Raw genomic sequence first — 13,793 nt, 5'->3', positions numbered from 1 at the left:
ATAAAGAAGTTAAAAAATATAAATTATGAAAGTTGCATTAATTACGGGAATAACGGGTCAAGATGGCGCATATTTAGCGGAATTATTATTGGAAAAAGGCTATATGGTCCACGGAATAAAAAGAAGAGCCTCTCTTTTCAATACGGACAGAATTGATCATTTATATCAAGATCCGCATCAAGAGGACATTAGATTAAAACTTCACTATGGCGATTTGACAGACTCGATGAACCTTACCCGAATAATTCAGGAAACACAACCTGATGAGATTTATAATCTCGCAGCCATGAGCCACGTTCAGGTTAGCTTTGAAACGCCGGAATATACCGCCAATGCCGATGGAATCGGAACTCTTAGAATATTGGAGGCTGTTCGATTATTGGGCCTGGAAAAAAAGACCAAAATTTACCAAGCTTCTACCTCCGAACTATACGGGTTGGTACAGGCAGTTCCCCAGTCCGAAACTACACCTTTCTATCCACGTTCTCCCTATGCAGTTGCAAAAATTTATGCTTACTGGATCACAGTAAACTATAGAGAGGCTTATAATATGTTTGCCTGCAATGGAATATTATTTAATCACGAATCCCCTTTGAGAGGAGAAACCTTTGTAACCCGAAAAATTACCAGAGCAGTTTCCAAAATTGTTTTAGGACTGCAGGACAAATTTTATATGGGAAATTTGGATGCCAAAAGGGATTGGGGCCATGCCAAGGACTATGTGGAAGCTATGTGGAAAATCCTACAACAAGAGGAACCAGAGGATTATGTAATTGCAACTGGGATTACAACCAAGGTCAGGGATTTTATAAGGATGGCATTTCTCGAAACGGGAATCCAGTTGCGTTTTGAAGGTGAAGGGCTTGAAGAAATGGGATATATAGACTCCATCGATGAGCAGTTTTTCGAATCTCGAACGGGGGTTAAAGCTGTGGATGTTGGCTGTGTAATAGGAAAGGATGTGGTTGCTGTGGATCCACGCTACTTTAGGCCTACGGAGGTTGATTTGTTGATTGGCGATTCCTCAAAGGCGCAGAAACAATTAAACTGGAAGCCAAAATATAATCTTCCGGAATTGGTACAGGAAATGGTGCTTTCGGATATCGCAATTTTTAAGAAGGATCTCATCCTTCTTGCCAATGGTCATAAAATATTGAACCAAGCGGAATAATTTTCAGAAAGAAAGGAAGTTATTTGAAAAGGGAAAATAAATGAAGAAAATGGTGTTTATCAATCAGGATGTAGCATATCTAATGATTGATTTGATTAATACATTTGTAGATAGAGGATACGAATGTGTATTAATAACGGGTAGACTTGTGGAGGTTAAAAACCCTCTAAATGAAAAGGTAAGAATAGATAAAATAGTCAAATATCGAAAAGACACTGTTTTTAATAGAATCTTTACTTGGGTTTATAGTTTTTTCCAAATTTGGTATAAAGTGATTTTTAAATACCGAAAGGAGGAACTTTTTATCGTGGGTAATCCACCCCTCGCTCCTTTGCTTCCGCTTTTTTGTTCAAACGGTTATTATCAATTGGTGTTTGATTTGGACCTTCAACGGGTTCTCGACATTGGTTTTGTAAAAAAAGTGAAGCCCTTGAGAATTTTGTGGGAAAGGATTATAACAAAAGTACTCAGTGACGCTAAGGGCGTTTTTACCATTACAGATGGGATGGCAAAAATATTGCAGCAATATACCATAGGCCAGCAAGTTATAGTTATGCCTCTTTGGACTACCTATTCTGATTTTAAGCCTGTACTTAGGGAGAATAATTCTTTTATAAAAGATCACCATTTGGAAGACAAATTTGTCGTAATGTATTCTGGTAATCTAGGTTTATCAAGTGGGGTGGAACCACTTTTAGAAGTTGCCAATAGAACAAAGAATAAAAATATCCTTTTTTTAATCGTTGGAGAAGGATTGAGAAAGAAGGATTTAATCAAAAAGAAAGAAGAGTATCGCTTAAATAATTGTTTATTTTTGCCGTGGCAAGAACCAAATGTGCTGCCTTTTTCGTTAACTTCTGCAGACATAGCGGTTGTTAGTCTAGCAGGATCAGAGGCTAATCGTTCTATTCCCAGTAAAATTTTCAATAATATGGCCGTGGGAAATCCGATTCTCGCCATTACCAGTAAAAAATCTGATCTCGCAACATTGGTTGAGAACTATGATGTGGGAAGAGTTTTTGAATCTGGAGAAATTCAAGAAATCACGGATTTTATAGACATGCTAAGTGCGGACAAAGAAATGCAGCTTTTTTATCGGGAGCAATCAAGGGCGACGGCTAAAAAATTCACCTCATCCAATACGAATATTATAGTAGATGCCGTTAATCGTAATGATTTACAACCAACAACTTAAACACTACACCAATGACTTCAATGAAAAAAACCTGTAAAAAGTGCCTACTCCCAACGGATTATCTTAACATAGAAATAGATGATAAAGGAATATGCCAGCATTGCCGCAATTTTTCAAAGACTGAATTCTTAGGGCCTGAAAAGTTGTTGGAATTGGTTCAGGAACCACTGAAACGCAATCAATCGAAAAAATATGATTGCGTAGTTGGTTATTCAGGTGGTAGAGATAGTACGTATTTATTATGGTATGTCGTGAAAAAACTTAAACTTCGTCCTCTAGCTGTATTTTCTGATGATTTGTTTATTCCAGAAATCGTTTATGAAAACATGGAGAATACCTGCCGTATCCTTGATGTTGATCTACGTACAATCAAACACGACAACTTGAAAAAATGCCTTCCGCATCACCTGAAAGCTTGGATTAGGCGTCCCGTTCCCGAATCATTAGCGGTAATTAATGTTGGCGAGCGTATTGGTTATGAAACCTTGGTGGAAGAAACTGCTGTTAAGGAAGGAGTCCATCTTATTTTTGGGGGCCGTACTCCCATTCAGGAGGAGGAAAGGTATAAAAGCGAACTTATCAAGCTATCCAAAAGTCCCGGTAGGCAAGGGAAGATGGATTGGATAATGGGCTATGGTAAACAAGTGCTTCTGAACCCTGCCTTGGTTTCCAATCTCTTTTGCCTAAAGTTGCAGTATAAAGAATTTACAGTAAATAAATGGAAACAAAAGCTAATCGAGGAAAATGACCTTACTATTGTTTATCCATTTTATGATTATGTTCACTGGGTGGAAGATGAACTTGAAGAGATTTTGTTCAATGAACTCAATTGGAAACTCCCAGAAGGAAAAATAAATTCCTCTCGATTTGGTTGTGAGGCCGATACCCTTCGGCAATACCTTTTCTACCGTACCCTGGGCTATAATGATACGCACGTAGATTTAAGTTACCTAATTAGGGATGGACAAATATCCAAGGAAGAGGCAAAAGATAAGCTGGAGGACAGCTTGGATTTTGGCGAAGGATATATCGAGTACATCCTGAATAAGGCGGGGGTAAATGGCAAACAGTTTATCCAGGTACTGGATAGGAAGTACCCCGAAACCGCTTAAGAAATTGGTGCCTTCTTTGTCCATTTTTTTATAACGGTCAATAATATCTGGTAGAGCTCATTTAAATATGAAAGATTTGATTATTAGAAATTTAAAGAACCTTCCTGGAAAAAAAACAAAAAGAAAGATTGTTGTCTTTTATGTAGATGATTATGGGAGTGTTAGAATTAAGGATAAATCTGCCTATAATAATTTAAAATCTGCGGGAATTCCTATGGATGAAACCCGATTCTCGCAATATGATACACTTGCAGACAAGGAAGATTTCCATAAACTTTTTGATGTCCTTACCTCTGTAAAAGATTCACAAGGAAATCATGCCTGCTTTACCCCTTTGGCCATTGCGGCCAACCCCGATTTCGAAAAAATCGAGGCTTCAGGTTTTAAGGAATATTATAGGGAGCCCTTTACCCGAACCCTGCAAAGATATGGACCTGCTTATGACGGTGTGTATGACTTATGGAAGCAGGGAATAGATGAAAATATTTTCTATCCCGCCTACCATGGAACGGAACATATAAATGTAAAAAGGTTTATGGACGCTTTACAGGGAGGTATTAAATCCGTTCATTTGGCATTTAAGCATGAATCTGTTGCTATTCCGCATTTTCCTGAGGAGATGGAGATTAAACAACCTACAACAACATTTTTTATAGAAGCTTCAGAGGAAAACAAAAAACTTGCAGAAGATGTGAAATTTGGAACAAAATTGTTTGAAGGTTTATTCGGTTTTAGATCTAAACAGTTTACCCCTGGAGCTGGAATTTATAGTCCGGCATTAGAACCAATTCTTGCAGAGTGTGGAATAAAATATATTCATGTTCAAAGATATTTTTCCTATCCATTGGGGAAGGCCTATTCAGAAAAAAATTTCTATATAATGGAAAGAAAAATATTGAAGGTCAAAAATATATTGTTCGCAATTGTCAGTTTGAACCTGAAGGCAAAGATGATAATAGAGTTGCCAACGAATGCCTAAAAAATATTGAGAGCGCTTTTCGATGGGGCGCGCCGGCGTTGATAAGTTCGCATCGGGTAAATTTTGTGGGTCAACTTGACAAAACATACAGAGATAATGGCTTGGGACAATTGAGTTATCTGTTGAAGAAAATAGTTGAGAGATGGCCGGATGTGGAGTTTATGAATGGTGATGAAATGGCAGAGTCTATTTTATAAAAAAAAAATCCTAGTTCAATCGGAAATACTTTTATAGGTTTATTAAAACTTTAAAATTTAAAAGAGAGTAGGGAATTTTGAAGGTGCTAATGTTAGAACTTACCTTTTCATTGGCGGAAAAGAAGAGGAGATAATTTTACATTCATATACCTCGAAGCAAATCTTTATAGCTAAATTTGACAAAAATATTGGGGCTAAATCAGTAACCTGAATAAATTAATATAATTGTAGGCGGGCTTATTAGTTTGCTGTAAGAAGTAGTTTTATATTGACCATCAAAAATCATCTATGAAAGCCATTGACCGAACACTTTATCTTGGGTATTATTTCAAAAAAATGAATTGGGGACTTCTGAATAAGTTCCTGACCCATACTTCAAAATTAACCGGTCGAGGGAAAATGAGCTTGTGGATGGATGCCATTAATTGTGTTTATAAATACAATATTTCCCTTCTGGAGTATTTTCAATTTCGTTTCTTCGAAAAAAGTGCTCGGGAAAGAGCGGAATGGGCCGGGTCAGGTTTTATGTATGAATACCAATTGAAAATGAATCCAAGGAGTAAAAGAGAGGTATTGGAGGATAAAGTCCATTTTTTCAAATTCTATGGCGATCTTACGGGAAGAGCCTTTGCTACTTTAGAGGAATTGAAGAACAAGCAGAAAAGTATAGAGGTTTTTAAAAACAAGGCGCAGAAGGTAGTAATTAAAGAGATTGCGGGAGGATGTGGAAAAGGTTTGGAAATACTGGATTTGAATAAAATATCCAATCAAGATCTGATAAATCGGATGGAAAGCACAGGTAATCACTTAGCCGAGGATTTTGTGGACCAGCATGATTCCTTAAATAAGCTTTCCTCCAGCGCTCTTAATACCATAAGGGTCATTACACAAATTGATGAAAATGGAAATGCATATGTCGTCGATTCACGACTGCGGGTTTCTGTTAATTCAATAGTAGATAATTTGGCCGCAGGAAATATCGTGGTGGGAATAGATTTGGATTCCGGAAAAGTGAATACTGACGGGGTATATAGTGATATTACCAAAAAACCAGTATCCCATCATCCTGTAAGTGGAATAAAATTTATTGGTTACGAACTACCTCATTGGCAGGAGGTTATTGATTTGACAACAAAAGCAGCTGAAATGATGTCCGAGTACAATAAATCCGTAGGTTGGGACATAGGCATTACCAATGAAAAGCCTGTGCTGATTGAAGGTAATCACGATTGGTGCAAACTAGTCTGGCAATTGCCAATAGAAAAAGGTTTAAAATCAAAACTGGAAAAATATTATTAATGAGAAAACTTTATCTTCTATTTATAAAACCCTTTCTGGATTTTGTCGTTGCCCTTCTGGTTTTAATCATATTCTCTCCCATAATCATCCTCCTCATAATTATCCTGGCATGGGATTTTAAGGGAAGTCCTTTTTTCTTCCAAGCAAGAAATGGAAAAGGCGGCAAATCTTTCAACGTCATCAAGTTTAAAACTATGAATGATAAAAAGGATGACCAAGGCAATCTACTTCCCAACGCAGATCGTTTGACATCCTTGGGCCGATTGGTTCGAAAATCTTCTCTAGATGAGCTTCCACAGTTAGTAAATGTAATTAGGGGAGAAATGTCCTTTATAGGGCCCCGACCTCTGCCCGTGAGGTATTTTCCCTATTTTGACGAGATTGAAAAAAAGAGATTTCTCGTTAGGCCTGGCATTACCGGCTTGGCCCAGGTAGCTGGTCGAAACCAACTTTTCTGGGATAAACGGCTGAAATTGGATGTGCAATATGCTGAAAATGCGAGCTTGTTGTTCGATCTCCAAATTCTCCTTAAAACGGTGTACAAGGTGATTAGCGCCAAGGAAAATGAGGTAAATGCGGCTTCAAAAATGATTGATTTTGATAAATATAAAAAATCGTTGGTAAATGATTCAAAATAAAATAAACTTTGCTATCCTCTCCACTAACTATGGTAGGTCGGCCATACGTGTTTTAAAATTGTGGGAGGAAAAAAAATTGCCGGACAATGTGAATATCGAGGTGGTGGTATATCAAAATCTTCCTTCGGGTGCAGCCGAATATGCAGATAATTTGGGTATCAAAACCGTACGTGTAAATAAAGAAGACTTTAAAACCAGAGAAGCTTTTGAGCAAAAACTATTGGATGTAATGACTGAAAACAAAATAGATTACATCTTTTTACTGGCTTTTAGCTATCTTATAAAACACGATCTTTTGAAGCAATATGCGGATAGAATTATCAATATTCATCCTTCTCTCTTACCTGCCTTTAAAGGACATAAGGCTATTCAGCAAGCGATGGAATATGGGGTTGCCTATTCTGGTATTACCACTCATTTTATCGATATGCATATGGACAAAGGTAAAATTATAGCCCAACTACCCATTCGTTTTTTCAAGAACGACACTTTTGAGGATATCGATAAGAGGTATATGGAAAATTCTGATCAAATTCTTTTAGAAACATTTAATGAAATAGTAAATGGATAAAATTTTAATAACAGGAATAGGTGGACCAACCCCCAGGTCAATAGCTTTAAGATTACGACAACTTTATCCGGATGCTATACTTATTGGCACCGACATCAATGAAAGAGCCATCGGCTTTCATTTGGATGGTCTTTTGGATAAGAAATATCTTGTTCCAAGGGCAGATAGCGAAAACTATTGGTCAATAATGAAAAAAATTATCGCCGATGAACAGGTAGACTACGCTTTTATCCAACCCGAACTTGAAGTGTTAAAGTGGGGAGAATATTTTAAGGAGCACAATGAATACATCTGCCCTACATTTATTCCACCGGTTGAGTACACCAAGAGCTTAATGGATAAGGCAAATATGGCAGCGCTTCTCAAGGATACCGATTTTATCCCAATCACTGTAGAAATAACCCCATCTGCACCCAATTATGAGCAAGTGGAAGCTGAAATAGGATATCCATGCTGGATAAGGGCGGCAGTTGGTTCTGGAGGCTTGGGTTCTTTAAAAATCCATAGCAGGCATGAACTGGAGGCTTGGCTTTTTATACATAAAAATGTTGAGAAATTCACCGTAAGTGAATTTTTAACGGGAAGACATTTGGCAAACGAGATGCTATATATAAACGGAGAATGTATTAAAAATGCCGGTTTGCACTGTGTTAATTATGTAATGGCCGATATCGCCCCATCGAAAGTGACAGGTAATACTTCTTACGGCAAGTTCATCAATGAACAGGAACTATTGGATTTTTGCGAAGAAGTAATGTCTGTTATTGCCGATAAGCTACAAGTGCCTCCACACGCGGTTTATAGTTTTGATTTAAAGGAAGATGATAAAGGAAGACTGAAAGTAACCGAAATCAATATTCGTCATATGGCGTATACAGGTGTGATGGCACAGGTAGGTTTTGATTTAATTGAAGATTCCGTAAAATATATTAAAGGTCAAACCGAACTTATTGAAAAGTTCAATGGCTATGATCATGATTATTTATTTTTACGGGATGTTGATATAGAGCCTATGGTTAGAAAAAAACCGGACCTTTTAAGAAAAATAAAAAACTTGGGCTGATCTCTTTCACTAATAGAGGATCATCCTCTTGAGCTGTCTTGCGACTACGATGTGTTTAAGCAATTGGCAAGGTTGCCCCTTATGGAATAATAGGTAAGACCTCAACTTGAGCACGGCTCCCGAAGTATTTTTTGCTGACCACAAAATGTGCGAATTGGAGAAAGATTTATTTTCCTAAAGAGATGTTGATGCAAACCTTATCCCCTGTGTCTTTCTTTGGATATGCCTTTAGTATAATATTATAGAATGTTTAACAGCCTAAAAAATACAATTTTTCAATATGTGAGTTGGAAAAACGTTATCTCCTTTTTGCCCCTTGATTCCTCGGGCGATAAACTGTATACATGCTATTTAATTCTATTGACTTTGCGATCTTTTTACCTACAGTGTTTCTGCTTTATTGGTTTGTCACAAATAAAAAACTTAAACTTCAGAACTCTTTAATTGTTATAGCCAGTTATGTTTTTTATGGCTGGTGGGATTGGCGTTTTCTGGCCTTGATTCTCTTCAGCACCTTGGTGGACTATCTGATTGGCCGAAAACTAAAGACGGAACAAAAGCAGATTAATCGAAAGATCTTACTTTGGTCCAGTATCGTAGTCAACTTAGGTTTTCTGGGCTTCTTTAAATATTATAACTTCTTTCTGGATAACTTTATTACGGCTTTTACCTTCTTTGGGATGGAAATCAAGGCCAACTCTCTAAACATCATTCTTCCCGTAGGAATAAGTTTTTATACATTTCAAACCTTGAGCTACTCCATAGATGTATATAGAAGAAAATTAGAACCCACAACCGACTTTATTGCCTTCTCTGCTTTCGTCAGTTTTTTTCCCCAATTGGTGGCAGGTCCAATTGAAAGAGCAACCCACTTGTTGCCCCAATTTTATAGAAAGCGTCGTTTTGATTTTGCAAAAGCTGTGGATGGGATGCGGCAAATCCTTTGGGGATTGTTTAAGAAAATTGTAATTGCGGACAATTGCGCGGAATACGCAAATCAAATCTTTAATAATTCTGGTGATTATTCTGGAAGTACATTGGCCCTCGGAGCTTTGTTTTTTACCTTTCAAATTTATTGTGATTTCTCTGGTTACTCCGATATAGCAATTGGTACTTCTAGATTATTTGGTTTTGACCTAAGGCGAAACTTCCATTTTCCATATTTTTCCAGAGATATCGCAGAATTTTGGCGCCGATGGCATATTTCGCTTTCTACTTGGTTTCGAGATTATCTTTATATCCCTTTAGGAGGAAGCCGGGGAGGAACTTGGATGAAAGTAAGAAATACCTTTATTATTTTTATTGTAAGTGGATTTTGGCATGGTGCAAATTGGACATTTGTCGTCTGGGGGGCTTTAAATGCAATGTATTTTTTGCCACTCTTATTGACAAACAATAACCGTAAAAATCTAGACGCGGTTGCGGAAGGAAGATTATTTCCAGACCTAAGAGAATTTTTATCCATTTTGGTAACGTTTGGCCTAACTGTTTTTGCCTGGATATTTTTTAGGGCGAATGATTTAAGGCATGCTTTTTCTATTATCAAAAAGATCCTTTCCGCTTCTTTTTTTTCAATTCCAAATTTTCCAGATATTACTTATGCTTTGGTAACGCTTTTTCTTGTGGCTCTGTTTTTTTGTATAGAATGGTTGGGCCGCGATGAAGAATTCGGAATAAGCAAGATTGCTGTCAAATGGAATAGACCCTATAGATGGGGTTTTTATTTTGCCCTCATCGCCTTAATGTTCATATTTAGTGGAAGAGAACAAGAATTTATTTATTTTCAATTTTAGATCATGAGAAGATTTTTATATTTATGTCTGACTTTCGGAATAGCCTTTTTCATTTTGGAAAAATTACTTTACATTTTTCTTATTATCTCTCCGAAACTGGAAGTAGACAACCGCCTGGAAAAAGTAATAAATGGAGAAGTAAATAAAGATTTAATTATAATCGGTTCTTCCCGAGGAGCTAGAAATATAATTGCCTCCCAAATAGAAGATTCTCTAAATATTTCGTCTTATAACCTATCATACCCCGGCTCAGATATTGAATTCCATGAATTTTTATTAAGATCAATCACTAAGTTTAATACTTCTCCTAAAAATGTTATACTCGTGGTTGACGACCCTTATGAATTGTTGCCTACAAATCACATAAGCTTTCGATATGATAGACTATATCCATTGTCAAAATATAATTATATTAACAATGAATTAATAGATAGAGGAGAGAAAACTTTTCTGTCTAAGATTTTTGTTTTAGCAAGAATCAACAAAAAGAATTTTGATTTAAGAAGAAGAAAATTCAGTAAATTAGATTCTCTGGGAAAGAATAAGTCTATGCCATTGTCATTTCAACAGAATGATGTCAATTTCGATTACGGTAAGGACGTAAGTTATGATGTTTCCGGTGAATCAGCTTCGAAGCTCGAGGCTTTTATTAAATTTCAAAAAATTTGCGTTGAGAATAAAATAAATTTGCTCATAGTTTTCCCCCCAAATTTTGAAAGACATGGCAAATCTTTTGAACGCCGAATTAGGTTTTTATCCGATGATGAGGTCTTCTTTTATATCTATGATCGTTCCGACCCCGTATATAAGGATGAGGCTTATTTTTACGACGAGACCCATCTACAAAAAAGAGGTGCGATTATTTTTACGGCAGAGATTGTAAATTATTTAATAAAGCATTCTCCCATTTCTTCCTTCCCTTGCAGGTTATAGCCATCATTTTTCGGTATGGGAAAAAATAGTTTATCCGTTTTTCACCCCCGGTCCCGCGCGATTGCGCACCAGCGGATGGATGGGGTTGCAACCTTTATTCCTGGCATTATTTATTAAAGCCCTCTAATCGGGATGTAGAAGTATTGGTTTATTCTTCGGAATGATACTCTTTATTGAAATAATTGCATTTTGAAGTGCCTCTCATCTAAATGCATTTATAGGAAACTTATAATAGGTAAGTTGCATATTCTCCTAAACCGTTATGGATTAAAGTCCACTCATGCAGGCCGAAGCCTGCCGGCCAAGGCACAATAGACAGGCCGGTGCCACTTGCCTGCCGCCAGGGTTAGTGAAATTAAAGGACTCTATTGGCGTCTTCATTTTTAAGAAAGAAATAATTCATGTCTACCTGCCGGCCAACAGGCTGGTTAGTGCAACCTGCCCGCCGGCAGGCGGGTTCGTGGCGGTACTTTGAATCCAAGTTGGATAAAGTACGTGATCTCCGGCGGAACCGAGTGAAGGCCTTATCTTTTAATTTCAATTAAACACCTTAAGTACTAAGCCTTAATGACTCCATGGTTTTATTCCTCCGCTTTTCAAGATGTTCTCTATTTTTCTCTATTTTTGCTGAAATCCCAATATTCATTACTTGGGTCTTTTAATTTATTTAATGTGCCATTTGTTAAAATTTATTAATTTTGATCTCAGGACGGATTTCAGGGTGGGGGACTTTGCTGTTCTTCGGATTACTCTATGAGATTATGGTTTAAATTTACTGGTTTAGTTTAAAATCCACTGTGATTTTTTTACGGCAGTAGCTTTATTCAAGATTAACTTAAAGTCAAAATTATAAAATTCCAACCGAAAATTTTGTTTGGATCGAAATGTCTGCCCTTATAATGTAAACCCTTAGTGAATGGATATTACTACAATAAAAAGAAAATTTAGGCATATATTTATTCAACTGCCTCTTTCCACAAAAAATTATTCCTTTAATGATGCTATAATTATAACTAGCGATCCACGCAGCGGAAGCACATGGCTAATGGAAGTATTCGGAAAAATGCCCAACTCCGTTATTAATTGGGAACCGCTACATCCAAATAAAGGTGTAGTTCCGAAACATTATAATTTTGGGTCAAGAGTTTTTATTGAACCCGCTAATGATTCCCAAGCTTTGAAAGATTTTTTTCATGATCTTTTAACCATGAAAACCTTCACTAATTGGACTGCTCGATTTATCGCATTTAATGAAATATTTTCAAGCAAATATGTTATAACTAAATTTGTTAGAGCCAACGGACTGTTGCCGTGGGTTACCGCCAATCTCCCATTGCAGCACAAGCCTATTTTATTATTAAGACATCCAATAACCACATGCTCCTCCCAATTGCAGAATTTCCATAGATTTGAACGTGATGCACTGTCAGCGCCATATGCCGAACCCACCATGTATATTGCTCCAGATTGTTTCAATAATGAGCGATATATAGAAAATCAATCCTATATTAATTCCTTAACTTCCCCCTTAGAAAGACAGATTGCTCTGTGGTGTATAGATAATAAAGACGTCATTAACCATCCAAAAAGAGATAATTGGATTATGGTTTATTATGAGAATTTGGTCTTAAATCCTGAAGAGGAATTCTCCATGATTCTTAAAAATCTTAATTTACCGTTTTCACCCGAAGATTTTAAAAAGATCAATTTTAAAAAACCGAGCAAAACGGATTCTCAAAAGAACTATAACAGCAACCCATCTATTCAATTAGAATCTTTCCTCAATTATTTTGACAATGATTATTTAAAAAGAATTCAGGATATTTTCGATTACTTTGGAATTGTAGATTATTCTGCCCACAGTGCATATCCCATAAATACTACTGAATAGATCATTTTCAAATTAATTATCATCTTTAAGCTCAAAAGCTAAATTAACGAAGCCAAATGCTACATTGGCTTTTGTCAATATATTTGTTTAGCTAAAATATATTCCTTTGGTGATAAATCAATCGAAAATCCTTAATTAATTATGATGCGTTAAAAATTCTTTATTTTTATGTAAATTACTATATAAAGGTTTTCCAAAGCATTTAGTTGTTTTTGATTTGAATTGAGTGCGGGTCTTCAATTTAGTTGATAAATTTATGTGTTATATAAAATGCTTTTTGTAAGCTATTTAAATACTATTTAAACGCATCAGATACTTAATCTTAAATCAAAATAGATTGATTTTATTCTTTAACAATCATACTAGAGCCTGTCCCATTTTCATTGGGAACTAAAGTCTTGTGTCTTGCCAACTCCAAAGATAGTCCAAAAATAGTCCAAAGATAGTCCATAGATAGTCCATAGACAGTCAATAGATAGTCCACGGATAGTCCATTTAAACCCATTAAAAAAACAAATTCAACGGAAACACAGAAAGCAAGCATCTCATGCCACGCTTTGCCAACTTCCGATCACTGATAACCGATCACTTATACTCGAACACCGATGACCGATCACCAATCAGGAACCAAGAACCAGGACTTCAGGAACCACAACTCATGACTCACGAAACAGGTACAACCAAATTCCACAAGCCTAGGTTCACCCATTTATAGTTGTTCAATCGATATTCAAATCGTACATCGTCTATCGTAAAATCGTAACTCGTAACTTCAATCGTTAATGATTATTCGTAAATCGTACATCGTACATCGTACATCGTAAATCGTCAATCGTCAATCAAAAATCCCAGCCACCACAAGGTTTTTGCAAACAGATAATGCACTAGAAATTGCTCATATTTATGAATGCTGTACAAACTTGGGAAATTTTGGTACCTTTATTATAAATA

At 36.5% G+C, this 13,793-nt stretch carries 11 protein-coding genes; all 11 read left to right on the top strand.

Annotation, left to right across the window (positions count from 1 at the left end; all coding sequences use genetic code 11):
- Positions 1 to 25: 25 nt before the first annotated feature.
- On the top strand, positions 26 to 1,171 hold the full coding sequence (gmd, locus tag EI546_RS05905) for a GDP-mannose 4,6-dehydratase (protein ID WP_128249677.1): 1,146 nt from the start codon (positions 26 to 28) through the stop codon (positions 1,169 to 1,171).
- A 40-nt stretch (positions 1,172 to 1,211) separates the two neighbouring features.
- On the top strand, positions 1,212 to 2,366 hold the full coding sequence (locus EI546_RS05900; RefSeq protein ID WP_128249676.1) for a glycosyltransferase family 4 protein: 1,155 nt from the start codon (positions 1,212 to 1,214) through the stop codon (positions 2,364 to 2,366).
- 11 nt (positions 2,367 to 2,377) lie between these two features.
- The gene (locus EI546_RS05895; RefSeq protein ID WP_128249675.1) at positions 2,378 to 3,478 is read left to right on the top strand and encodes an adenine nucleotide alpha hydrolase family protein; all 1,101 of its coding nucleotides are present in this window, start codon (positions 2,378 to 2,380) and stop codon (positions 3,476 to 3,478) included.
- Between the two features lie 67 nt (positions 3,479 to 3,545).
- The gene (locus EI546_RS05890) at positions 3,546 to 4,457 is read left to right on the top strand and encodes a hypothetical protein (protein ID WP_128249674.1); all 912 of its coding nucleotides are present in this window, start codon (positions 3,546 to 3,548) and stop codon (positions 4,455 to 4,457) included.
- A 485-nt stretch (positions 4,458 to 4,942) separates the two neighbouring features.
- Positions 4,943 to 5,953, top strand: coding sequence for a sugar-transfer associated ATP-grasp domain-containing protein (locus EI546_RS05885; protein ID WP_128249673.1), 1,011 nt, complete (start codon positions 4,943 to 4,945; stop codon positions 5,951 to 5,953).
- Entirely contained in the window at positions 5,953 to 6,591 is a 639-nt protein-coding gene (locus EI546_RS05880) for a sugar transferase (protein ID WP_128249672.1), read from the top strand. The genes EI546_RS05885 and EI546_RS05880 overlap by 1 nt, the downstream gene beginning before the upstream one ends.
- On the top strand, positions 6,578 to 7,162 hold the full coding sequence (locus tag EI546_RS05875; protein ID WP_128249671.1) for a formyltransferase family protein: 585 nt from the start codon (positions 6,578 to 6,580) through the stop codon (positions 7,160 to 7,162). The genes EI546_RS05880 and EI546_RS05875 overlap by 14 nt, the downstream gene beginning before the upstream one ends.
- Complete coding sequence (locus EI546_RS05870; RefSeq protein ID WP_128249670.1) at positions 7,155 to 8,225, top strand: ATP-binding protein; 1,071 nt, start codon at positions 7,155 to 7,157, stop codon at positions 8,223 to 8,225. The genes EI546_RS05875 and EI546_RS05870 overlap by 8 nt, the downstream gene beginning before the upstream one ends.
- A 344-nt stretch (positions 8,226 to 8,569) precedes the next feature.
- The gene (locus EI546_RS05865) at positions 8,570 to 10,018 is read left to right on the top strand and encodes an MBOAT family O-acyltransferase (protein WP_128249669.1); all 1,449 of its coding nucleotides are present in this window, start codon (positions 8,570 to 8,572) and stop codon (positions 10,016 to 10,018) included.
- Positions 10,019 to 10,021: 3 nt separating this feature from the next.
- The gene (locus tag EI546_RS05860) at positions 10,022 to 10,951 is read left to right on the top strand and encodes a hypothetical protein (RefSeq protein WP_128249668.1); all 930 of its coding nucleotides are present in this window, start codon (positions 10,022 to 10,024) and stop codon (positions 10,949 to 10,951) included.
- A gap of 916 nt (positions 10,952 to 11,867) precedes the next feature.
- Positions 11,868 to 12,842 carry a sulfotransferase gene (locus tag EI546_RS05855; RefSeq protein WP_128249667.1) on the top strand — a complete coding sequence of 325 codons (975 nt, stop codon included), beginning with the start codon at positions 11,868 to 11,870 and terminating at the stop codon, positions 12,840 to 12,842.
- Positions 12,843 to 13,793: the final 951 nt, after the last annotated feature.

The organism is Aequorivita sp. H23M31, from assembly GCF_004022485.1.
GTDB classification, from domain to species: Bacteria; Bacteroidota; Bacteroidia; order Flavobacteriales; family Flavobacteriaceae; genus Aequorivita; species Aequorivita ciconiae.
The sequence above is the reverse complement of the archived record's forward strand: the minus strand, read 5'-3'. Positions and strand labels throughout refer to the sequence as shown.